The sequence below is a fragment of the Paenibacillus sp. FSL R5-0378 genome (assembly GCF_038009285.1).
GTDB lineage: Bacteria > Bacillota > Bacilli > Paenibacillales > Paenibacillaceae > Paenibacillus_AQ > Paenibacillus_AQ favisporus.
On sequence record NZ_JBBPAY010000001.1, the window covers coordinates 4273924 to 4297300 of the forward strand.

The following is a 23377-nucleotide window of genomic DNA, read 5'->3' on the forward strand; positions in this document are numbered from 1 at the left end:
GTTCCATTTGCTTCTGCATGCTCGATTTGCTCACGACAACTAGGCAAATGAGTGAAGACCGATCGATCCTTAAGCCATGACAAGCCGACTGCGAATGTTTAAAATGGATGGTAATCGACGATAGTAAGCCACACGCAGAGGAGATTTATATGAATGATCGATAACATCTTGTCATTTACGAATTTAAGCAAAACGATATCCTCGGTCTCTAATCAAATCATTTTTTCGAAAATCGCCGGCACCGTCCCCGCAGGGGAGAAAATTGTATTCGTCGGGCCGTCCGGCCAAGGCAAAAGCACCCTGCTGCGCATTCTTGGCCTGCTCGATGAAGCGGACAGCGGGGAAATGCTTCTGCTCGGAAAGCCACTGCATGAGTGGAATCCACAAGCCTGGCGGATGAACGTCTGCTACGTCAGTCAAACGCCCGTCATGCTTGAGGGTTCCATCGAAGATAATCTGCGTACGGTGAGCAGGCTGCATCATACGGAATATGATCCAGCCTATGCGGCTCATCTGATGTCAAGCGTTGGGCTTGGAGATATGGGCTTGTCCAAAGAAGCTTCCACCCTTTCGGGCGGTGAAAAGCAGCGGGTGGCTCTAGTGCGGTCCTTATTGCTGCGCCCCAAGCTTTTGCTGCTGGATGAGATCACTTCCTCGCTCGATGATGTCAGTAAATATGCGGTTGAGCGTTTGATTACGGACATCAATCGGCAGGAGGGAACGGGCTATGCCTGGATATCCCATGATCGCGACCAAGCGGCACGGATCGGGGAAAGGGTATGGTCGCTCTCCAATGGGACTTTGTCCGAGGGAGGAATATCATGTCTTTGATCGCACTGGCTTCTACGCTTGTATTTATTGCGGTATCCGTCGGCATATCCATATGGCAAAAGCTCGGACTGGAACGGGATATTCTATATGGAACGATTCGCTCCGCGATACAGCTGCTCGCTGTCGGGTTTGTTCTTCAATACATATTTGGCACACACCATTTCCTGCTTGTTGCCTTCATCCTGGTCATTATGATTGCGGTAGCTACCTGGAATGCAGGCAAGCGCGGAAAAGGGCTCAAGCGCATCTATTTGTACGTTGGTTTGACCATTACGATTACGGAAGTTGTGACGATGGGGTTGCTGCTCGCTCTAAGCATTATCCCGCTCACAGCGCGTTATGTTATCCCGATCAGCGGCATGACCATCGGCAACGCCATGGTCGTGTCCAGTTTGTTTTTGAACCAAATGAAGCGGGAAGCGGTGACCTCGAGGGGAGAAGTGGAAACGCTGCTGTCCCTCGGCGCGAGCCCACGGCAGGCGATCCATCGCATGCTGAACCGCTCGGCGCGTTCCAGCATGATCCCGACGATCGACGGGATGAAGACCGTCGGGCTCGTCCAACTGCCCGGCATGATGACGGGCATGATCGTGGCCGGCGCCAGTCCGCTGGAGGCGGTCCGTTATCAAATTTTGATCATGTTTGCGTTCGCTTCGTCGGCGGCGCTCACCAGCATTTTGCTGGCATTGATGAGCTATCGGTTATGGTTCGGTAAGCTGGGCCAATTTATGCGTTCGGATACATAAGTCGTTGCTATGTTGATTTGGATCCTATAAAAGGTGATAGCAAGCGGTACTTTGTTTCTACTTTGCAGGCATGGGCTTGGATAAAATTGCTTGAGGAGGATATTGGACATTCTCATCATTTTTTAATTTCTATCGCCTATAACTGTTTGTGAAAGGTAAAGCACTAATCCGCATGAATTTCACTTATCCAATACGACTTCTAGGGAGGGTCTTTATGAACAACAACACGAACCTCAACAGAAAGAGCCGTATCGTCAAAACTTTTATGGGAATCGGCGTGTGCCTCTCCGTTGCTTTTTCCGGAAGCATGCTGCTGCCGGCCCATCCGGTTCACGCAGCCTCGGTATCTGACAGCTCCGTGGCGGATCGGGTCATCGCGACAGGCAAACAATTTCTAGGCGTTCGTTATCAGTTTGGGGCACCATCCGGCCGAACGGATGGATTCGATTGTTCTTCATTCACGCAATATGTGTTCAAGCAAAACGGCATCGATCTGCAACGCTCATCAAGAGAGCAATCGCAGGTAGGCACGCCGGTGTCCAAGGATCAATTACAGCCAGGGGACTTGGTTTTCTCTGATACGAATCATGACGGCGACATCAATCACGTTAGCATTTATATAGGCAACGGACAACTGCTGCATACCTACAGAGTTGGTATTGGCGTGACGGTGTCCGATTTTGCAGGAAGCACCTGGGATCATACCTTTGTAACCGCTCGTCGCGTCATTTCCGACAATGGACAGGCTTCCGGCGGGCAGACAGCAAGCAGTCAGGCTTCGAATGAACAGAGTAGTAACGGACAAAATGCAGGCAGCCAAAAATAAAAAGCATTCAAGGCAGGGTCTCTTGTGAGGCTCTGCTTTTTGTATACAGAAAATGTTAGGAAGGATTATCATTTGTTTACAATTCCAAGGTATGATCAAACTAGTACTGATTGTTGATGGCAACAGTGCCTATCTTCTCATCATTTTCTCATGAAATTCCAATATACTTGTCTTCGCAGCAGTAACCTGGAGGAGATATCAATGAAACGGATACTTATTATAGAAGACGAAAAGAGCCTGGTGCGTTTCATCCAGCTCGAACTTGAGCATGAGCAATTCTTTGTGAAGGCCGCCTATGACGGATCCAGCGGACTTCAGCTCGCTTTGGCGGAGGAATGGGATATGATCCTGCTGGACATCATGCTGCCTCATTTGGACGGGGTAGAGGTGTGCCGCAGGCTCCGAAATGTGAAAAGTACCCCGGTCATCATGCTCACGGCGAGAGACGGTCTCGAAGACCGGGTGCAGGGCCTTGACAGCGGTGCCGATGACTATATCGCCAAACCTTTTGACATCGAGGAGCTCCTCGCCCGCATGCGCGCGATTTTCCGCAGGATTGAGCTTCAGGATCAATCGAACCGGGCAGTTCTGACATTCCGGGACATTACGGTGGATCTGGATGCCAGAGTAGCTACCCGGGGCGGTACCCCCATCGAGCTGACGAAGCGGGAATTCGACCTGTTGGCCGTGTTTATGAAGCATCCAAACCTGGTCCAGACCAGAGATATGCTGCTCGACTTGGTGTGGGGCTACGATTCGCAGGTGGAGACGAATGTGGTTGATGTGTATGTCCGTTATTTGCGGAATAAATTAGATTCTGCCGGAGAAGAAAGCGTCATCCAAACCGTGCGCGGAATGGGATACGTGATGCGGACATGAGGCGAATAACCGATTGGCTCAAGCGGCTGCCTGTCATATGGAAGCTGATGATTGGCGCAACGCTGCTCATTTTTCTGCTGTTCGCTACGTACAATTTTGCCCAATATCTGGTATTGAAGCACTGGATGCTGAACCAGGAACGGGACGCGCTGCACGTCATGATGTCGCAGGTCCAGGGTTATTTGGAAGAGCAGCAGGCAACGAAGGAATCGCTGGAATCACCGGAAGCGAGCTCTTTCATTCGCAATATTCTCGGTAAAAATCAAATGATCCGCCTGATTGACGACGAAGGGGCGAATCTGCTGTTAGTCACGAACCATTTTAATCCGAAGTGGATCAACCCGCTTCCGAGTGCGACCAGCTCATTGCAGGATGCGTGGCATGGAGAGGATCACATTCTCATTTACCGGACACCCTTTGCGATCAAGAACGAATCGGGAACGGTCGAAATGGCGACGAATCTCGAAACTTTCGACCATTTTAACGCGACGCTGCTGTGGGTCATGGTCATCGGAGGCTTTCTGGCCGTATGCATTAGCGCTGCCAGCGGCTGGGCGATCGCGAAGCAGTTTTTGCGGCCGGTTAAGGCGCTTGCTGTTACCATTCAAAATGTGAAGCAAAACGGGCTTCAGGAACGCGTCGGAAACATCGGAAACGGGGATGAACTATCGCAGTTGGCCAGCCTGTTCAACGAGCTGATGGACCAACTGGAAGTGTCATTCCGCCAGCAAAAGCAGTTTGTGGACGATGCTTCGCATGAGCTGCGCACGCCCATCACCATTCTGGAAGGTCACTTGAACATGCTGAACCGATGGGGGAAGAAGGATCCGGCCATCCTGGAGGAGTCGCTGAATGCGTCGCTTCAGGAAGTCCGAAGGCTGAAGGGGCTCGTACAAGGGCTCCTGGCACTGTCCAGGTCAGATACAGCGACATTGACCGATCATATCGAACGGATCCGGATTGAACCGTTTATGGCCCAAACCATTCAGCGGATGGAGGATTTGTATCCGGAATTTGCTTTTCGCATGAAAGCAGAGGGTACCGGTAAAGTGGTGAGGATCAACCCGCTTCACCTGGAGCAGATGCTGTTGATCATCATTGAAAATGCAGTCAAATATTCAGCGGAACATAAACAAATCGACATTCGCTGCTATGAAGAAAACAAACGGGTATGCATATCGATTCAAGATTATGGAATCGGCATACCGACGGCTGAGATCCAGCATGTGTTCGACCGGTTTTACCGCGTGGACCGTGCTCGCAGCAGGGAAATTGGAGGAACGGGCCTGGGCCTTGCGATCGCCAAAAATCTCATTTCGCATTATCAAGGCGAGATCGCCATTACGAGCGTCGAAGACGAAGGAACCCGCGTAACCTTGTCGTTCCCGTCGGTATCCTCCTAAAGCCGATGCCATTGATGGTTTGATTCTCATTAAATTTTCATATTCCTGCGTTAAGCTGATCTCTACCGATCATTAACAGATCAGAACAAGCAGAAGGAGTATGAGAATGAGTATGGGTCAAATCGATTATCAAATATTTCATGTCATTAACGAGTGGGGAAGATCCGTTTCCTCCCTGAATCCTGTTATGCGTATACTGGCGGAACGAGCATTTTATTTGTTTTTTGCCGGACTGCTGGTTTATTGGTTCACCCGTAAGGAGAACAACCGGAGAATGGTGGTGGAGTCTGTCGTCTCCGCAGTCATCGGGCTTGGAATTAGTTGGGTGATCGGCCACTTATTTTACCGGAACCGCCCGTTTGTCGCCCATTCGGTGCTTCAGTTGATCCCGCATCCTGCTAATGCATCATTTCCAAGTGATCATTCCATTGGAGCATTTGCCATTGCCGCGATATTCGTGATATATCGCCGAAGAGAAGGGGTCATCTGGCTGATCTTGGCTGCATGCATTGCGTTCTCCAGGGTATGGACGGGTGTACATTATCCGTTCGACGTATTAGGTGGGGCGTTGATCGGTATCATAGTCTCAGTAGGGGGGCACTATCTTGCAGTACGCTTCAAGTTCGCATCCCGATTGTTTAAAGCAGGTCTCGGATGGTATGAAAAATACGAATCGAAGATTTTGCCCCGGCCCGTGAACAAAGAAGATCAACTGCCCGCAGGGAAGTGAAATGTTAATGCAAATGCGTAAATTTACAATACTGTTTGTTCTCATCATTATCTTGTGCTCTTGTGCCGGGCCTAAGGGAACCGGGCAAGCGGAGGCGGGGCAAAGCGAATCAGAGCCCCAGACGATGAAACCCGTTGGCCAAAATGCAGCTCAAAGCGGAAGAACCGCAAAGGTTCCCGATCATGTCGTCATCGTCGTGGAGGAGAACCATTCCCGCCAAAACATCATCGGGAATCGGGCGGCACCCTATATGAACAGCTTGGCTAAGCAAGGGGCGTATTTCACGGAATCGTATGCCAACGCTCATCCAAGCCAGCCGAATTATCTAATCCTGTTTTCCGGAGCTGATCAAGGCGTTCACGATGATTCCTGCGGACATACGTTTACCACGCCCAATCTGGCAAGCGAGCTGTTCAAACACAAGCTCACTTTTGCCGGATACTCGGAAGGTCTTCCTTCTGTCGGATCGACCGCGTGCACCAACAAGCAGTACGGAAGAAAGCATAGTCCATGGGTGAACTTTACGAACATTCCGAAATCGGCAAACCGGAGATTCACAGATTTCCCGGCTGATTACACCCAGCTTCCGACCGTTTCCTTTGTGATCCCTAACCTGGATCATGATATGCATGACGGAACGGTCCAGTCGGCAGACAAGTGGCTTAAACAGAACATGGGCCCTTATGTCGAATGGGCGAAAAGCCACAACAGCGTCCTGATTTTAACCTGGGACGAAGACGATTACGGCAGCCGGAATCATATCCCGACCATCATCGTGGGGGATCATGTTCGCCAAGCCGTATTCGATCAGAAGATCACCCATTTAAATGTCCTGCGGACACTGGAAGACCTGTACGGTTTGTCGCATCTTGGCCGAACATCGGGCAGCGAACCGATCCGAAATCTGTGGAAACCGTCCTAAATGAAATGGAAGCCATGGAATTTGAATATAGATGGGGAGTGAGAGGCATGTATGAAAAGCTTCAGGATATGGATTTGTTTTTGCAGTCCATGCATGACTTGGAAACACGTATTCGTCATATGATTCAACGGTCCGGCCTTTCCGAGAAAGAGCAGCAGTTTATTTTGGACCATATATTGGTCATTCCCGGCAAGGATTTTTCATATCGGCGTAATTACGGTTAACTCTTGGCAGATCATCCTGACCGGATCAGGCATCGACTTGTGTCGCCTGGCAATCCGATGAGACCAAAGGGAGGGAACAAGCATGTCTAACCGTCGCCCGCGTATTTTGATTTTGACAGCCGGCTTTGGAGACGGCCATCTTCAGGTATCTTCGGCGTTATTGCACTATTTTCATGCGCAGCAGGTCAACCAGGTGCAAATCATTGACCTCATGAAGGAAGCTCATCCGGTATTAAATTCCTTGTTCTCGAAAGTGTATCAAATGAGCACATTTACGTCCCAATTGGGCTTCGATTATTATGGCTGGAGCTATTACATGACCAGGGATTCCAATCCATCCGGGCCGGTGATGCGGTACCTGAACGGACTCGTGAAAGGCAAAATGCTGGAGACGATCAGCCGTTTCCGGCCCGATGCGATCATCAATACATTCCCTTTCGGCGTCGTTTCGGAGCGAGAATGCGTTCACGCCGCGCGTACGTTTACAGTCATTACCGATTATGCCCTGCATTCCCGCTGGATTCATCCGGATACGTTCGGGTATTACGTGGCTACTGATGAGATCAAGGACATGATGGTCCAAAACTATGACGCCGCAGCGGAGAAAATCAGCGTTACCGGTATCCCTGTGAGGCCCCAATTCTATACAGCAGCCGTTGAAGCCCCGCTGCGCCGTGCTGCACATGGAACGGCCAAGGGGAAACGTATTTTGGTGATGGCAGGAACATTTACGGTGTTCCAGCAGCTGGTGGAGCTCATTCATCAGCTGGTTGACCAGGAAGTTTGCGAAATTACAGTCGTATGCGGACGCAAACAGCAAACCTATGAGAAATTGACGACACTGTTTTCGGGTCAGTCGCAGGTGAATATTGTTGGATACGTCAAAAACATTCATGATCTGATGGCCGCGTCCTCCTGCATCGTAACGAAGGCTGGAGGCATAACTTTGTCCGAAGCCGTCATTCTGAAGCTGCCGATTTTTATTCTGAGTCCGTATGGCGGTCAGGAGAGGGAAAACGCCCGCTATTTTAAAACCAACGGCATGGCCCAGATTTCATCCAATGTCCGCCAGCTCGCGGAGCAGCTCCGGGATTTTCTCGGGGCGCCGACGACAGCTGATCGGATCCGCGGAAAAATGGCAGAATTTCATAAAGGAGCGGCAGGCGAGCGGATCGTGAACGATATTTTGAAGACGCTGCAAAACTATCAAGATGCAAACCATGATTATGAGCTGATGCTTCGTCCCTAAACGATGAAGCATAGGATGAAATGGATTGGAATGCTGCTCCTGACCACCTTGGCGATATATACCGTTTATGTGCTGCAAACAGGGGATGCGGAATCAATTGTCGCGTGGATACGCCGCTATCGTTTCATTGGCTTCGTCGCTGTGTTTCTGTTTCAAACCCTGCTAAATATGCTTCCGCTGCCAGGCGAAATCACCGCCGTGATGGTTCTGGAAATCTACGGGCCATATTGGGGAGGTCTCTGCTTGTGGACTTCAGGGATCATCGGAGCTTTTGGGGGATATTGGCTTGCCTGGTCTTTCTCTTCTTATTTTGCAGGTACGCGGGTTGAACCGTATCTTGCCAAAATGGAGGATTGGCTGAGAGCCAGTGAATTTAAAGGCCTTCTGATCGCACGGTTCGTTCCCTTCATCCCCTATCATGCCGTCAACTATGCCGCCGGGCTGTTAAAGGTTAACCTATTTCGTTACATGCTGACGACGGCGATCGGTGTGTTTCCGCATACTGTGGCTATGAGCGCACTGTACGCCGGTGTAAGGAAAGGTTCACTGCTCTGGGCTGTGATCGGCTGCATGGTCTTCATGCTCCTTGCCGGTTTGTCATGGTATGTAAAGAAGCGGACGTCCGGTAAGTCCCGAAAAAGCAGGGTGACGGCGGAGTAATGTAGACAATGAGGGAGCAGCCAAGGAACGGTTTGCCGTTTATTGGGATCTATGCAAAATAGTTTAGCGTTTCATAGGATGACTGGTAACTCCAACCAAGCCCGGCGGATTTTTCGTTGGGGTTGGTTATTTCGGCTTGGAGCCTGCGGTTTGACAAGAAGGCAAAGTCTTTTTACACTGCGTATTATTCAAGACCGGTTCGGCGCATGTTAAAAGCGTGAAATGAAGGGGAAATATAGAGAAGGTGGCTGCTATAAAGCCGATGAAGTAATAGTTATACGATTAATAAGTTATAGCGGTTATGTGTAGAGGGAGCTGGAAGTACGTATGCTGACGAATTTGCTGGAGCACTATGGTTACGCATTGATCTATCTATTTTTGTGCCTGGAAATGCTTGCTCTGCCTCTTCCCGGTGAAATGATGATGAGCTATACCGGTTTGTTTGTGTATGAAGGGAAACTGAACTGGCTGCTGAGCATGGCGTCGGCCGGAGCCGGCGTCTTGACCGGCGTGACTTTATCTTATTGGATCGGATACCGGCTTGGACGCCCATTTATTTCGCGCCATGGCAGCAAGGTACATCTCACCGAAGAGAGGATGGAACAAATTACGGGCTGGTTTGAGCGCTACGGGGACAAGCTTCTGTTTGCCGCATATTTTATACCGGGGGTCCGTCACATTACCGGTTACTTTTGCGGCGTAACGCGTATGCCCTTCCGGCGTTATGCGCTATTTGCCTACACCGGCGCGCTTTTCTGGGTAGGCCTGTTCATTTCGCTTGGTAAAGTGCTCGGCCCGAAATGGGAAGCCTATCACTCTACGGTCAATCGTTACATGGTTATTTTCGGGATCGGTTCGGCACTGGTCACAGCGGCTATTTATGTCTACCGCAAGTATAAACATCAAGTGATCGAGCGATTGATGGATTTGCTGGCAAGCGGCGTGCGGCACTTTCAGTCGTTCGGAAAGGTCCGTCTATTGCTGCTGTCCTCGTTTGCCGCATTTGTATTGTTTTTTTCGTTAATGCTCGGCGTCATTCAAGATTTTTTGTCGCATGAGTACGGACAATTCGACCAAATTGCCTCTTATTTAGTATCGGTTCTGTTCGGTCCAGAGTGGGCGGGCTGGATGCACGTATTTGCGAGGTTCGGGACTTTGGATTTGTATGGGCCGGTTCTATGCCTGACAGGCTTGTGGATCGTGCTCCACAGCCGAGACCGCGGGCTTGATTTGTCGTTCCTGGTTTGGGTTGTGGCCGGCGGAGAGTTCTTGGACAGGGTGCTTCGCCTGTTGTTTCATCGTCCAGGTCCGGTGGCAGCTGGCGTACAGCTGTTCAATACATTTCCGAGCGAGGAAACGTTAGTTACGCTGACAGTATGCGGTTTTTCGGCCTTTTTACTGCTGCGGCATTATCACTTCCGTTACGTCCGGATTCCCATCGTTTTGGCGGTGATCCTGATCTGTTTGGCCGTCGGGGTCAGCCGGGTTTATTTTCACGTGCAGTTCCCAAGCGATGTGTTTGCCGGATACATTTTTGGCGGTGTCTGGGTCAGTCTGCATGTGATGCTGCTGGAAATTATGCGTAAATTTAAGGAGTCGGAACTCGGGACGGGCCCAGGAAAAGGCAGCGGCAGCAAAGATGCTTAATGCGTGTGGTTATTTCACGGCGACCAGCAGTGCGCCGATTGCGATCAGCACGACGCCGGCCGAGTTCAGCCAGGATAATTTTTCGCCGAGGAACAGAAAGGCCAGAATGACGGCGATCACGACGCTTAACTTGTCGATGGGGCCTACCTGCGACACCTTGCCGTACTTGAGGGCCAAAAAATAGAACAGCCACGACGTTGCACCTGCCACTCCGCTGAGCACGATGAAGCTGAGTGCTTTTTTTTGTGCCAAAATGCTTCCCAGTTGGCCGAACTTCCCCTGTACGGCAATGACCCCGAGCAGAAATAAGGCCATAATGACGGCCCGGATCGCCGTGGCGGCGTTGGCATCGATGTTTTGCAGACCGATTTTCCCGAAAATGGACACCAGCGCAGCCGCCGCGGCTGAAAGCAGCGCGTAAATAAGCCATGCAGCCATAAGCATCCCCCTTCTTTCATAAATGACTTTTCAACAGCGGCAAAGATTCCCTATTATAGTATTGTTCATCACGGGCTCAAATCATGAATGATTTTACAAAATATCCATTCCCCGAATCCCTGGCACGTTTTTCGGCGTAAAGAGGGGTATGGACGAAAGGAAATAGATGAAAAGAGGTGAACTGCCATGGAGAATCAGACCAAGGTTTTTCCTGAGCATATCAAATTTCACTATCCGTGGCGTTCCTATCAAAAGCGGATACTGGACCGGTTGGACGAGCATTTGCGCAATCGGCACCTGCATCTTGTTGCGCCTCCCGGATCCGGCAAAACCGTTCTGGGCCTGGAAGTCATGCTGCGCATCAACCGGCCGACGATCATTTTGGCACCGACTTTGACGATCAAGGAGCAGTGGGCAAACCGCTTCATGGAGCTTTTTTTGGATACAGACATACGCCCGGACTGGTTGTCGACTTCTATTCATCATCCGGCCATGGTCACAATTACAACATATCAGGCCTTACATACTGTTCTCACCGCCGCCGGTAAAAAGGATGAGGCGCAGGGAGACAAGCAGTCAACTGTTCTAAGTGAACACGGGATGAAAACTGCGGTCGATGATACGGAAGATGCTATGACTGAACGTGAATCGGCTCCGGAGGAGCAGGAGATTCCAGAAGACACGGCTGAGGCGGAAAAGGAAGACGAGGTGGGCCAGCCTTCAGCAGCGATAGAGATCATTGAAAAGCTGAAGAAGCTGGGACTGCACACCGTCATTTTTGATGAAGCCCATCATTTGCGCGTGTCCTGGTGGAGGAGCGCGGTTCAGCTGTGCGGCCTGCTGGAGCGGCCGACCAAAATTGCGCTGACAGCAACGCCGCCGTATGACGTGAATCCGAACGAGTGGCAGCGGTATATCAAGCTGTGCGGGCCGATTGATGAGGAGATCAGCGTGCCGGAGCTTGTCCGTCATGGCGAATTATGCCCGCATCAGGATTACATCATGCTGACCCCGCCTGAGGAGAAGGAAGCGGCGCAGCTCCGCGAGTTTCGCATGCATGCGGCCAGGCTGCGGGGCGAGCTCATCCGGGACAAGTTCATAACCGAGCTGATCGCCGGCCACCCTTGGATCACGAACGCGGAATCCCATATGGAAGAGATATTATCTTCCCCTGGTTATTACTCCAGCATGGTCATTTTCTTACGGGCGGCGAATCAGCCAGTGTGGCGCGATGCGGTCAAGCTGCTGGGGCTCAAAGAAGCAGATACGCCAAATCTAAGCGACGAATGGCTGGAGGAGCTGTTGAGCGGGGTATTGTTTAAAGATGCCCATGTGGATTCAGATCGGCCTGAGCTGAAGGAACTTCGCAGACGGCTCAGCCAACTCGGCATGATTGAGCGGCGCAAGCTGTACTTGCGGTCCACTCCGGCACTGGACAAAATGTTGATTCACAGCGTTTCGAAGCTGAAGAAAATCGGGCATATCCTCGATTTTGAGAGATCGGTCCTTGGCGAAGGCCTGCGAATGGTCATCCTGACCGATTATATCCGGAAGGAAGACATGCCTAAGCAAGCGGGGGATGAACAGCCGATTCAGCGCCTCGGGGTGGTCCCGATTTTCGAAACCATACGCAGACGGCTTAGAGAAAAAGAACCGTGCGGGAGAGAGCTCCCCATCGGCGTTTTGACCGGCTCCCTTGTGATCCTGCCAGTCGCTGCGGCGGCATGGGTGCGGGAGACGGCCGGTCAGCGCGGTATTACGCTCACGGAGCGGCCGCTCGCCCACGATTCCGACTACGTGACGATCGATGTGCGCGATTCGAATCGTTCCGTTATCGTCGAATGGGTCACAGAGCTCTTTGACCAAGGCGGTGTCCGCGTACTCGTTGGTACGGCTGCGCTGCTGGGCGAAGGATGGGATGCGCCGGGGATCAATTCGATGATCATGGCCTCCTACGTAGGCTCATTTATGCTGTCTAATCAGATGCGGGGGCGTGCGATCCGTTCGCAGCGCGGAAATCCGGACAAAACTGGGGCGATATGGCATTTGGCCTGCGTCGATACGGAGCTTGCGGATGGTGGAGAAGATATGGCGTCTCTTACCAGACGTTTCCGCTCGTTGGTGGGCTTGTCCATTACGAATGAGACGATCGAATCCGGCATGGAGCGAATGGGATTGGGGCAGGGACAGTTAGCGGTAAGGGATATTGAGCAGTACAACGCACAAACATTGGAAAGGGCAAAGGAGCGGCATTTGCTTAAGGAGCACTGGGCATCAGCTGTCGCCCTGCAGGGTTCGATGACCGAGGAGTTGAAGGCGGAAGGCAAGAGCGTTCCAAGGCCGGTTGTTTATCCCTATACGATCAAAGCAGTTCTTATTTTTGCGCTGGTGCTCGGTTTGGAGACCTTTTTTGATGCGGCCTCATCGCCTCAAATGCTGCATTCGGATGCACCGGGATGGTTCAAATTCAGCATCGCAGCCGTCTTGGCGGCCGTCTGTGCCAGTCCCTGGATCTACAAGGCTGCAAAAATGACGATCAAGCACCAGTCGCTGGATCGAAGTATTCGCGAAGTCGGATTAGCCGTATACACCGTGCTGTATGAAATGAAGCTGGTCCAACCCGCTCCGAGCATTCATCTGATCGGTACCCAGGAGGAAGGAGGTACCTTCGTATGCTGGCTGAGGGATGGGAGTACGCATGAAAAGACGCTGTTTCTGAATGCTCTGCAGCAGCTGCTCGATCCGATCGATAATCCCCGCTATTTAGTCTATCGCACATCGCGGCGGTGGTTTGGCCAGTCGCATGATTATCATGCCGTCCCGGAGGAGATCGGACGCCGCAAGGACATTGCCGAGCGTTTTGCCGTTCTGTGGCGCAAGCATATCGGACCGGCTGAGCTGGTCTATACCCGGACTCCCGAGGGTCGCAAGAAGCTGCTTGATGCGAGAGCGAAGTCCCTGACGGCGATGTTTGTCCGCAAATCCGAGCGGGTCAGCGCTTGGCTGTAAGGCGAGAACCATCACATGCGGCACTGTAGCTGGTGAATTATTTGCGAGGAAATTTCTCAGGGCAGCAACCAACAGCTGATTTCCGGCGTTTATTGATTAGGCACTCATTCTTTTTATAACGGGAGGATCCTATCTGATGCGCTTCAAACTACGATGGAATTCATTTCTGCCGGCTGCTTTTCTGGCCGCCGCTGCTGCATTTGCAATTACACTGCCTGTTAGCGCCGACAATTCCGCGTCAACCAAAGCGGCGGCCAATACTGGCATTAACTTGACGATGAACGGTAAAGCTGCAAATCCGAAAACACCCCCTTTCCTGGACAAAGGTACGGTTTATCTGCCGGTCCGGGATATGGGAGAAGTGCTCGGTACCCTGGTCTCTTGGAACGTTCAGGCCAAAACGGTAACCATGAGGTATCCAAAGCTCACCGTGAAACTGCCTTTTGGCTCGAAAAGCGCTAGCGTCAATGGACAGCATGTCGCCCTGTCCTCGCCACTTCGAATGGTCGACGGGCGGGTGTATGCTCCGCTGCGCTTTTTCTCGGAGGCCATGGGAACGGAAGTGAAGTGGGATAAGGCTACGCAAACCGTACATATGACGAAATCGGACGATTACCTCAAACTGTACTCGTGGCTAACGATATGGTGGGATCGAACGACCCATGAGCTGTATACGGCTAAAGACGAACAATCCGATGTATTGAACATTGGGAAGTTGGATGCGGAGATGAAGGGAACAGTTTCGGCTGAAGGCGGGTCCCAGCAAGGAGGGAATACGGTACTGACGTTTGTGGATAAATACAACAATCCAAAACCTCATTATGATGTCTACTCCCTACTTATCCGCAATAACCGGATCGTCGATCAGAAGCATGCGGCTTATGATCGACGGTACGAATCAAATACGTCATACTATGAGGTTTATGATCCTAAAGGCTGGATCGAATATACAGTACTGACGGACGGAAAGATCGTGTGGTTATATAACGACGAAGGGAAAATCGTTGCCACGCATGATTTGCAGGAGCTGACCAAGGAGGATGATGTGTTCGGCGTTCAGTTTGTTGGAGCGGATTATCTAGTCGTCCGGCCGGGCCGCACGGGATTACTGACGCTGGTCGATCTGAAGGATAACACGACCACAGTACTCGCCGACAAGCTTTTAACGGGAAAAGATTTGGCATACGCCCGTGACAACCAGACGCCGTATCCTGGAGATACGCTGAGCTTCGCCGGGGATATGGGGCATGGAATTGTAGATTTTGCTTATCTCAGTCCGTTCCAAAAGAACGCCAGCTCCGAGCGGTTAACTTATGAACGGCCTTCTTATGCCGAAGAACGGAAGGCACTGCCTAAAGAACGCAGCTTTCAGGAGATGGCCGCTTCATGTGCCGTCGACACCGTAAAGTCTGTTCATATGCAGGATGGGGACCTCATTTACAAACCTCTGATTGGAGCGAACAAGAAGGATCAGGAGGGGATTCGTACGGTTTGCCGGATCCTTAAAAAAGTTTCCTCGGAAGGCACAGAAGTGACGCTGCCGAAGACCTTTCCAGTAACGTTTTTCCACGGCATGTCGGTAGAGTTCACTGCCGGGGATTCCGTCAGCATTTACTTGGCTGGAGGAAACAAGCTGGGCATGGGTAACCAATTAGGAGGTAAAAATATTTTTCTGGAGGATGCCGAAATGGTCAAGACTTTCGAGCGCTTAAAAGTAAGTTCCAATAATTAGGTCAGTCTTGGAACCGCCTATTTTGTCTAACTGCTTCCTGACCGAAACATTTGAACAGGCCGACGCAGAAGTCGGCTTGTTTTTTATTATTTTGGCAACATAACCCTTGACACAAAAAACCAACCCGGGTATATTATTAATTAACAAAATGTTAATTGTAAATCAAAACAGGAAAGGCGTAGGCAAATATGTCCAACGAACAAGCACTTCAGCAATACGATGTCCGAAAGTACCGCACACCTGACGGCTATACGTCCGACATCGCGGTCTTTACAATCCGTTCGGAGAAGACGGAAGCATTTAAACCGCCGGTAATGGAGCTGCAAATCATGCTCATCAAACGGAGTATGACGGACAGTGAGGGCCGCCCCAACATCGAAGCAGGGAAATGGGCGCTGCCGGGCGGCTTTGTCGAACCAACGGAATCCGCTTTTCAAACGGCGGAGCGGGAACTGAAAGAAGAGACTGGGGTCGAGCATATTCATCTGGAACATTTTGGTGTATACGATACGCCGGGCCGGGACCCGCGGGGCTGGATCATATCGAACGCGCATTATGCGATCGTGCCCGAACACCATCTGTCCCAGAGAGCAGCCAATGATGACGCGAGCGAGGTTGAGCTGTTTCCGGTCGACGACGTCCTGTCGCTGGACTTGGCGTTTGACCATGAAGTCATCATCCAGGACGCCATTGCCGTCATCCGGCGGAAGCTGCTGGAGACGACGGCGGCCAAGGATTTTCTGCCTGAAGAGTTCACCTATTCGGAGCTGCAGAGCGTACTGCTCACCGTAACGAAAGATTCGGCGATTGCCCTGGATGCGGCTTTTGCCAGAAAGATCAAGTCCCTCCCGTTTATCCAGGAGGTGGCCGGCAAGAAGACGAGCCGAACGTCGAAGAAACCGACGCAGCTGTACCGCTTTGTGGATATGGATATCAGCAGCTCCATATATCACAGCAAGAAGTAAATCCATTGTGCGAAAATAAAGATCTTATTTTTTTTGAAATCTGATTTAACATTTGGTTAATTGTTATTTTACAAAAGGAGGACCAACGAATGAATCAGCAACCGAATCCGGATACAAATCTTCATGCAGATGACAGCCTCGCGCTGCATACGGATAAATATCAAATCAATATGACGCAGTCCTACTGGCAGGATGGAATTCATGAACGACGGGCAATATTCGAGGTTTATTTTCGTAAAATCCCGTTTCACCACGGTTATGCCGTCTTCGCCGGACTGGAACGGGTGGTGCGCTATCTGCAGCAATTTCGTTTTACGGAATCTGATCTGTCCTACCTGAAGGAAGATGGATACAGCGACGAGTTTTTAAAATATCTTTCCGGGATCCGCTTCACGGGAACCGTGAAGTCTATGAGAGAGGGGGAGCTGGCGTTCGCCAATGAACCGCTGATGCGGATTGAGGCACCGCTGGCGGAAGCTCAGTTAATCGAGACGGCTGTGCTGAATATCGTCAACTATCAGACTTTGATCGCAACGAAGGCTTCCCGCATGAAGCAGGTTACCGGAAACGACGTCACGATGGAATTCGGATCCAGACGGGCCCAGGAAATGGATGCGGCCATATGGGGAACGCGCGCGGCGTACATTGGAGGGTTTGATGCGACATCGAACGTGCGGGCCGGCAAGCTGTTCGGCATTCCGACGGCAGGAACGCATGCCCATGCGATGGTTCAGGCTTACAGGGATGAGTATACCGCTTTCTGTAAGTATGCAGAGTCCCACCGGGACTGCGTATTTCTTGTCGATACGTATGATACGTTGAAGTCCGGAGTACCGAACGCGATTAAGGCGGCCAAAGCGTACGGCGATCGGATCACCTTCAAAGGTATACGTTTGGATAGCGGCGATCTGGCTTATTTATCTAAAGAGGCCAGAAAAATGCTCGACGATGCCGGTTTTCCGCAAGCCCGAATTTATGCCTCCAACGATCTCGATGAACAGACGATCATGAGCCTAAAAGCCCAGGGGGCGCAGATCGATGTGTGGGGTGTCGGAACCAAGCTCATTACCGCTTACGATCAGCCCGCACTGGGAGCCGTTTACAAGCTGATTTCCATTGAGAATGAAACTGGTGATATGGTCGACACCATTAAAATCAGCTCGAATCCCGAAAAGATTACAACCCCGGGCAGAAAGCGGGTTTATCGCATCATCAACCGGAACAACGGCAAATCGGAAGGCGATTATATTGCGCTGGAGCATGAAGAACCACAGAAAGAGGAGCGTCTTAAAATGTTTCATCCGGTGCATACGTATATTGCCAAGTTCGTGACCGGTTTTGAGGCTAGGGAGCTTCATCATCTGGTTTTTGACAGCGGAGAGCTGGTGTATGAACTGCCAGATTTGAAGGACATCAGAGCGTTTGCGCGTGATAACCTACAGGTGCTTTGGGAGGAATACCAGCGGATCTTGAATCCGGCAGAGTATCCGGTGAACCTGAGCCAGGCATGCTGGGATAACAAAATGAGGCTGATCGACGAAATTCAGCGGGACATCCAGCGGCAGCTGCAGCCTTAAGGAGGGGAACATGGCGAAAATCGGAATATACGGATCCTCGTTCGATCCTATTACCAACGTACATCTGTGGACGGCCAGCACCGTGGCCCACCGCTGCCGGCTGGACCGGGTGATCTTCCTGCCCTGTTCAAGCAAAAGGCCGGATAAATCGCTGCATGCCAGCGACGAGCACCGGTGGAACATGATTCAACTTGCGATAGATGGCAATGATAAATTTGTCGCTGACGATTATGAAATGAAGCAAGCAGGATGGGAAATTGCCACCTATCTGACGCTGAAGCATTACAAGGAGGCTTTCCCGGACGACGACATTTATTTTATTATGGGTGCGGATCTGCTGCTTGATATCGGGGAAGGGAAATGGAAAAAATCAGAGGAGCTCATCCAGGAAAACAAGTTCATCGTGATGGCTCGGGACGGGATCAACATGCTGGCGGCCATCAGCAAATCGCCGATTCTGCGGAATGCCGACGACGGACAGACGTTTCATTTGATCGACAAAGGGCTCGCGATGGAAATCAGCTCGACGTATATCCGGGATGAATTTCAACGAGGCGGTGAGCCGCGTTATCTGGTTCCCGACAACTGCTATGCTTATATGTGCCAACATAAACTGTACCGATAGAAGGGAGTCATTGATATGAAAAACCAACAACAAATTATTCAAGAACTTCATGTAAAGCCTGAAATTAAGCCGGAGGAGGAAATTCGCAGACGAATCGGTTTCCTCAAGGATTACTGCAAAAAGGCAGGGGCCAAAGGGTTCGTGCTTGGCATCAGCGGCGGGCAGGACTCGACCCTGGCAGGACGCCTTGCCCAGCTTGCGGTCCAGGAGCTGCGTTCGGAAGGATATGAGGCCAAATTTTACGCGGTTCGGCTCCCTTTCGGCATTCAGAAGGATGAGGACGATGCGCAGAAGGCGCTGGATTTTATCAAGCCGGACGAGAGCTATGATTTCAACATTATGAATGCCGTCAACGCTTTTGCCCTTACGTATTCTGAAACTACAGGAAACGGGCTTCCCGATTACCATAAAGGAAACGTCAAAGCGAGAATGCGGATGATCGCCCAGTACGCCATCGCCGGTGAGCGGCAGTGTTTGGTGATCGGGACGGACCATGCCGCCGAAGCGCTCACCGGATTTTTCACGAAATTCGGTGACGGAGGAGCGGATATTCTGCCGCTGACGGGGCTGACCAAAGAGCAGGGCCGTCAGCTGCTTAAAGCTTTGGACGCCGAAGCGAGATTGTATCTGAAGACGCCTACGGCCGATCTGCTGGACAACAAGCCGCAGCAGCCGGATGAAACCGAGCTGGGCATGGAATACGAAGTGATCGACCAGTATTTGACCGGGCAGCAGGTTGACCCGCAGGAACAGCTCAAGATTGAGCAGCGTTATGACCGTTCGCAGCATAAACGTGAGCTGCCCGTGACTCCTTTTGATGAATGGTGGAAATAAGGCAAGGCGCCGGCTTTAGCCGGTGCTTTTTTACGTTAAATCGTTTTCTACCGTAAATCCGGTTTGTGCGGCTGCTATAATAAATGAAAAGAGTCGAATGAGGTGAGCCGGCATGGATATTCAGTCCATAATCCATCGAATAACACAGGATCTTGGTCAGGTTGATGGGGTCAGGGCCATCGTACTTGGTGGTTCCAGAGCCAGAGGGACGCATCATCCCGGATCCGATATCGATATCGGCATCTATTATGATTCAAGGGAAGGATTGGACATCAAAGAACTCCGTCGGATCGCTGCTGTCCTCGATGATGACGGCCGAACGGACCTGATCACGGAGATTGGCGGATGGGGACCTTGGATCAATGGCGGGGGCTGGCTGCACGTCGAACAAATCCCCGTTGATTTTTTGTACCGCGATATCCGCAAAGTCTCCATGGTGATAGAAGAATGCCTCGAGGGAAACGTCACGATTGATTATCAGCCAGGCCATCCTCACGGCTTTATTAACGCCATTTACATGGCGGAAGTCGCGTTGTGCCAAGTGCTATGGGATCCTGCGGACATCATTACCGCACTGAAGTCCAAAACGTCGCCTTTCCCAGCCGTATACCGGCAAGCGGTCATCGGCAAGTTTTTGTGGGAAGCCGAATTTTCGCTTGACATCGGGATGAAAGGGGTCGCCAAGAAAGACATCTCTTATGTGAGCGGATGCTGCTTCAGGGCGGTATCCTGCTTGAACCAGGTGCTGTTCGCCATAAATCATCAGTATTGCATGAACGAAAAGGGAGCGACAGCCATCGCCGACGCTTTCGAAATCGTACCGCCAGCCTATGCAGAGCGTGTCCATCAAATATTCACCTTGGTATCGGCAAATGCTGGACGGTTACAGGAGGCGCTTGATATTCTGCGCAAGCTGGTGCAGGAAACCAATAGGCTGGTCACCACGGGGGATTGAAGCAAGTGAGGGAAAGCAAGCATGCAGGAAAATATCAAAAAAGCTGCCGGGAATTCGGCAGCTTTTTTGCATTTATTTGGATTGACTATACAATTATCTTAAAGTCTTGAGGGCTCCGCTCCAAGCCACGACTTGATCCAGCATCGCATTGACATTGTCCAGATGAAGGGCTTGCGGTTTAAAGACCGATCCGTTTTCAAAATCGGTGAACAGAGACAGCGTTGGATGAACGCGAACGTCGGCAACCAACAGTTCTCCCAGGATACCGCGGAGATGTTCCGCTGCGCGGGCGCCGCCGGTAGAGCCGTAGCTCACGATGCCTGCTGCCTTGTTGTTCCACGCTTCACGGGCGAAGTCAATCGCATTTTTCAGCGCGCCGGTAATGCTGTGGTTGTATTCCTGAACGATGAACACGAAGCCGTCCAGTTCTCCGAGCTTCTGGTTCCAGGCAGCGATGCCAGGTTCGGATCCATCTGTCGTTCCGAGGAAAGGCAGATTATAATCGCTGATATCCACGATTTCGTAGTTAGCGTCACCGCGTTGGTCGGCAATCTCCTTGATCCATTGTCCTACTTGCGGGCTTACCCGGCCTTGACGCGTGCTTCCCAAAATAATACCGATGTTCAATTTGCTCATTGTAACTTCCTCCTTGGCTGCTGTGCCAAATAATTTTTTGAAAAACGACATGTTTGCACCACCTGAACCATCTATGATGTATTTGGATTATGAACCGACTGCAGTCTGAATTCATCAGTAAGTTACTTTACGTAAGTTATTATATTTTTTAAATTTAATATTGTCAACATAAAAACTTTATTTAAGTAACTAAGGTGCTAACCTCTGGAAAAAGGAAGCATGTACTGCGGCGTTGAAATAAATAAAAGCAGAGCAAGTAAGATAGAGAGCGAGAGGTGAGGTCATCGATGAAGGCTAATACCGATATTCAAATTCCAAACGTTCCATGGCATCGATTGACGACGGCCTATGGGAGAGGCACGGACATTCCACGGTTCATTAAAGAAAAACAGTACGCTTCCCTAGCGGGATTGATCGAACATCAAGGGACCTTGTGGCAGGTGACCCCATGGACCATTCTTGCACTGATGGAGAAGCTAAGGACGGTGGAACCGGTACAGGTTTCCATCGAAGAGATCGATTTATTCCTTGCTGTAGCTTCTGCATTAGCAGATCAGGATATTCAAGAAGTGGGCTCGATAAACTCCATGAAAGAGCTGCTGGATGACAAGTACCTCTGGCCCGAGCAAGAAGACGGAGACGAGGAGGAGTGGGAGGAAGAAGAACCTCGCGGTTACGAGCCGGATCCTTTTTATGGATATTATTATTTCAGCGGTGTGCTGCTAAAACAGGGTGAAGCGGAGTTCATCCGGATCATGAACGGAAACGAGGACCTTGCTCCCAGGATCAGAGAGCTGTTGGCTTTGCTTAAGCATATCACCGCTGAATGAAATTTAGCTACAATTATCGTTAGGCAATTACGCTATAAAAAAAGTACACACCGCATTTAGCGGCGCGTGCTAACAGTGCATGAACAGCCTGTTACTTGCCCTGAATGCTCAGCTCGGCAAGATTCGGATTCCAATCGACCTGGCATCCCAGCTGTTTGAACAGGGAAGCTGGCACCATAACGGCGCCGTTTATCATACTTACCGGGCTGGATAATGCCATGGACCGCCCCTGTATAGCAGCTTCGGCCGAGCCGAGACGGAAAGTCACCGTAGTTTGGCCGTATTGAAGCTTGTAAGTGGTCCCTTCCTGAGTTGTAGAGGCCTCGAGAGAGCCTCCGAGCTCCTTCGCTATGCTTTTTACAGGGACGATGATCGAGTTATTCTTGTTGACCGCTGGGAAGGAGGCGGGGAGCAGGCTGCCGTTGATCCGAATGGTGATCGGCCGCTGAATGGGAACCGGTGCGTATTCCATGCCGTCACCCGCATTACGCGCGACGCCAACCTCATTCCAATTGTTTGCCCCCCAGCCGTACACCTGGCCTTTGGCATCAACGGCCAAACGATGGGTATCCCCGGCCGATGCCGATACGATCCGCTGCAATCCTTTGACTTTAACGGCCGATCGGCCCGGTTTGCCGTCGTACATCCACACTTCGCCTTGCCGGCTCACCAGCAACATATAACCGATGGAAGCATACACATTTTGAACCTGAAGGGACGGCTGAATGCTCACTGGCTTTACATACAGCTTTTCTGTGCCGGAAGAAGCTTGGATAGACGACCATTTCCAAACCTTGCCGGATCTGTCTACTCCATAAGCGTCATAGGCATGCTGCGTGGAAATTTGCTTCAATGCCGGCAAACCCTGTATTCGGATCGGTACGGAGAAGTGAAGCTGATTGTCTGAAGTGTTCACCGTAAACCTCCAGACAGATCCGGCGGAATCCAGCGCACAGATATAATCGGAAGCTGACTGCAGCTGGACGATATTTTTCAAGCCCTTAACTGAAATCGGCTGGCTCGAATCGCCGCTCTTCTGATCTTTCATCCACGCTTTAACGGACCCATCGCTTCCGAGACCAAAGCTGTATTTTTGCAATGTCGTTACTTGCGAGATCCCGGATAAACCCCGGAGTGCTCGCGGAACCTGGGTTTCCCGGACGTAGCCCGGTCGTGATCCCCATTCCCATACCGTACCGTCGCGTGCGACGCCCAATTGGTAACCATACCCGTCGGTAGCTATCGAGTTCAATGGTGGCAGTGTGTTGAGACGAACAGGTGCCACCATGCTGGAAACGGCCGTAGTATCGGGAATCCCGAGTTCGCCCAATAAGTTTCTTCCCCAGGTCCACACCGAGCCGTCTGCCCGGAGTCCGACCGAATAATAATTCCCGGCTGCTACCTGAACGAAAGCCGTTCCCAAAGCGGCGGTGCTGGAAGCTGACGCGGCTGGTGACTCTGCAGAGCTGGAAACCGATAACCGTGCTGCAGAATCCATTCGATCTCCCGGTTGAGTGGATGCTGCCGCAAGCGAATGGGGTGATACCGCCGTCACAACCACTGCAGTTAGCAGCACCCCTTGCATGAAGTGGGAATATTTCATGATCATCCTCCGTGTTCTTTTACTTGAATCTACTAATCAAGACGCAAGCATCATGC

Annotated in this window: 22 protein-coding genes; 19 read left to right on the forward strand and 3 right to left on the reverse strand. The window is 51.2% G+C overall.

From position 1 onward, the window contains the following. Positions 1–153 precede the first annotated feature (153 nt). The 11 genes from MKY74_RS19870 to MKY74_RS19920 all read left to right on the forward strand — a co-directional run bounded on the left by MKY74_RS19870 (position 154) and on the right by MKY74_RS19920 (position 10117). Positions 154–831 (forward strand): ABC transporter ATP-binding protein, encoded by a 678-nt coding sequence (locus MKY74_RS19870; RefSeq protein WP_076165889.1) that lies wholly within the window; start codon positions 154–156, stop codon positions 829–831. Then, the gene (locus MKY74_RS19875) at positions 822–1577 is read left to right on the forward strand and encodes an ABC transporter permease (protein WP_076165886.1); all 756 of its coding nucleotides are present in this window, start codon (positions 822–824) and stop codon (positions 1575–1577) included. The genes MKY74_RS19870 and MKY74_RS19875 overlap by 10 nt, the downstream gene beginning before the upstream one ends. Before the next feature lie 214 nt (positions 1578–1791). Continuing rightward, the gene (locus MKY74_RS19880; RefSeq protein WP_076165883.1) at positions 1792–2403 is read left to right on the forward strand and encodes a C40 family peptidase; all 612 of its coding nucleotides are present in this window, start codon (positions 1792–1794) and stop codon (positions 2401–2403) included. A 201-nt stretch (positions 2404–2604) separates the two neighbouring features. Further along, positions 2605–3282 (forward strand): response regulator transcription factor, encoded by a 678-nt coding sequence (locus tag MKY74_RS19885; protein ID WP_076165879.1) that lies wholly within the window; start codon positions 2605–2607, stop codon positions 3280–3282. Further along, a complete protein-coding gene (locus MKY74_RS19890; protein ID WP_076165876.1) occupies positions 3279–4685 on the forward strand; it encodes a HAMP domain-containing histidine kinase in 1407 nt (468 codons plus the stop codon). Before MKY74_RS19885 ends, MKY74_RS19890 begins: the two co-directional genes overlap by 4 nt. A gap of 106 nt (positions 4686–4791) precedes the next feature. Further along, entirely contained in the window at positions 4792–5415 is a 624-nt protein-coding gene (locus MKY74_RS19895) for an undecaprenyl-diphosphatase (RefSeq protein WP_244169151.1), read from the forward strand. A gap of 124 nt (positions 5416–5539) precedes the next feature. Next, positions 5540–6337, forward strand: a complete 798-nt coding sequence (locus MKY74_RS19900) for an alkaline phosphatase family protein (protein ID WP_076169309.1) — start codon at positions 5540–5542, stop codon at positions 6335–6337. A 47-nt stretch (positions 6338–6384) separates the two neighbouring features. Then, complete coding sequence (locus MKY74_RS19905; protein ID WP_167372823.1) at positions 6385–6561, forward strand: hypothetical protein; 177 nt, start codon at positions 6385–6387, stop codon at positions 6559–6561. A gap of 82 nt (positions 6562–6643) precedes the next feature. Further along, positions 6644–7810, forward strand: coding sequence for an MGDG synthase family glycosyltransferase (locus MKY74_RS19910; RefSeq protein WP_076165873.1), 1167 nt, complete (start codon positions 6644–6646; stop codon positions 7808–7810). 15 nt (positions 7811–7825) lie between these two features. Continuing rightward, the gene (locus MKY74_RS19915) at positions 7826–8470 is read left to right on the forward strand and encodes a TVP38/TMEM64 family protein (RefSeq protein WP_167372822.1); all 645 of its coding nucleotides are present in this window, start codon (positions 7826–7828) and stop codon (positions 8468–8470) included. A gap of 327 nt (positions 8471–8797) precedes the next feature. After that, entirely contained in the window at positions 8798–10117 is a 1320-nt protein-coding gene (locus tag MKY74_RS19920) for a VTT domain-containing protein (protein ID WP_076165867.1), read from the forward strand. A gap of 9 nt (positions 10118–10126) precedes the next feature. Here MKY74_RS19920 and MKY74_RS19925 read toward each other — a convergent pair whose 3' ends face one another. Beyond that, positions 10127–10555: an EamA family transporter gene (locus tag MKY74_RS19925; protein WP_076165864.1), complete on the reverse strand. Its 429-nt coding sequence runs from the start codon at positions 10553–10555 to the stop codon at positions 10127–10129. Between the two features lie 186 nt (positions 10556–10741). On the opposite strand from MKY74_RS19925, the gene MKY74_RS19930 reads away from it, so the two are divergent. The 7 genes from MKY74_RS19930 (at position 10742) to MKY74_RS19960 (ending at position 20252) form a co-directional block, all read left to right on the forward strand. After that, positions 10742–13564: a DEAD/DEAH box helicase family protein gene (locus tag MKY74_RS19930; RefSeq protein ID WP_076165859.1), complete on the forward strand. Its 2823-nt coding sequence runs from the start codon at positions 10742–10744 to the stop codon at positions 13562–13564. A 136-nt stretch (positions 13565–13700) separates the two neighbouring features. Then, entirely contained in the window at positions 13701–15296 is a 1596-nt protein-coding gene (locus MKY74_RS19935; protein ID WP_076165855.1) for a copper amine oxidase N-terminal domain-containing protein, read from the forward strand. 188 nt (positions 15297–15484) lie between these two features. Then, positions 15485–16261, forward strand: coding sequence for an NUDIX hydrolase (locus MKY74_RS19940; protein ID WP_076165852.1), 777 nt, complete (start codon positions 15485–15487; stop codon positions 16259–16261). 89 nt (positions 16262–16350) lie between these two features. Next, on the forward strand, positions 16351–17838 hold the full coding sequence (locus tag MKY74_RS19945; RefSeq protein ID WP_076165847.1) for a nicotinate phosphoribosyltransferase: 1488 nt from the start codon (positions 16351–16353) through the stop codon (positions 17836–17838). A gap of 10 nt (positions 17839–17848) precedes the next feature. Beyond that, positions 17849–18463, forward strand: coding sequence for a nicotinate (nicotinamide) nucleotide adenylyltransferase (gene nadD, locus MKY74_RS19950; RefSeq protein ID WP_076165843.1), 615 nt, complete (start codon positions 17849–17851; stop codon positions 18461–18463). Positions 18464–18478: 15 nt separating this feature from the next. Continuing rightward, the gene (gene nadE, locus MKY74_RS19955; RefSeq protein WP_076165839.1) at positions 18479–19297 is read left to right on the forward strand and encodes an ammonia-dependent NAD(+) synthetase; all 819 of its coding nucleotides are present in this window, start codon (positions 18479–18481) and stop codon (positions 19295–19297) included. Between the two features lie 112 nt (positions 19298–19409). Beyond that, the gene (locus MKY74_RS19960) at positions 19410–20252 is read left to right on the forward strand and encodes a nucleotidyltransferase domain-containing protein (protein WP_076165835.1); all 843 of its coding nucleotides are present in this window, start codon (positions 19410–19412) and stop codon (positions 20250–20252) included. A 93-nt stretch (positions 20253–20345) separates the two neighbouring features. Here MKY74_RS19960 and MKY74_RS19965 read toward each other — a convergent pair whose 3' ends face one another. Continuing rightward, on the reverse strand, positions 20346–20939 hold the full coding sequence (locus tag MKY74_RS19965) for an NADPH-dependent FMN reductase (protein ID WP_076165832.1): 594 nt from the start codon (positions 20937–20939) through the stop codon (positions 20346–20348). 236 nt (positions 20940–21175) lie between these two features. Here MKY74_RS19965 and MKY74_RS19970 point away from each other — a divergent pair, with 236 nt between their 5' ends. Continuing rightward, the gene (locus MKY74_RS19970; RefSeq protein WP_076165827.1) at positions 21176–21718 is read left to right on the forward strand and encodes a hypothetical protein; all 543 of its coding nucleotides are present in this window, start codon (positions 21176–21178) and stop codon (positions 21716–21718) included. Between the two features lie 91 nt (positions 21719–21809). Here MKY74_RS19970 and MKY74_RS19975 read toward each other — a convergent pair whose 3' ends face one another. Further along, positions 21810–23321, reverse strand: coding sequence for a stalk domain-containing protein (locus tag MKY74_RS19975; protein WP_167372821.1), 1512 nt, complete (start codon positions 23319–23321; stop codon positions 21810–21812). Between the last annotated feature and the right edge of the window lie 56 nt (positions 23322–23377).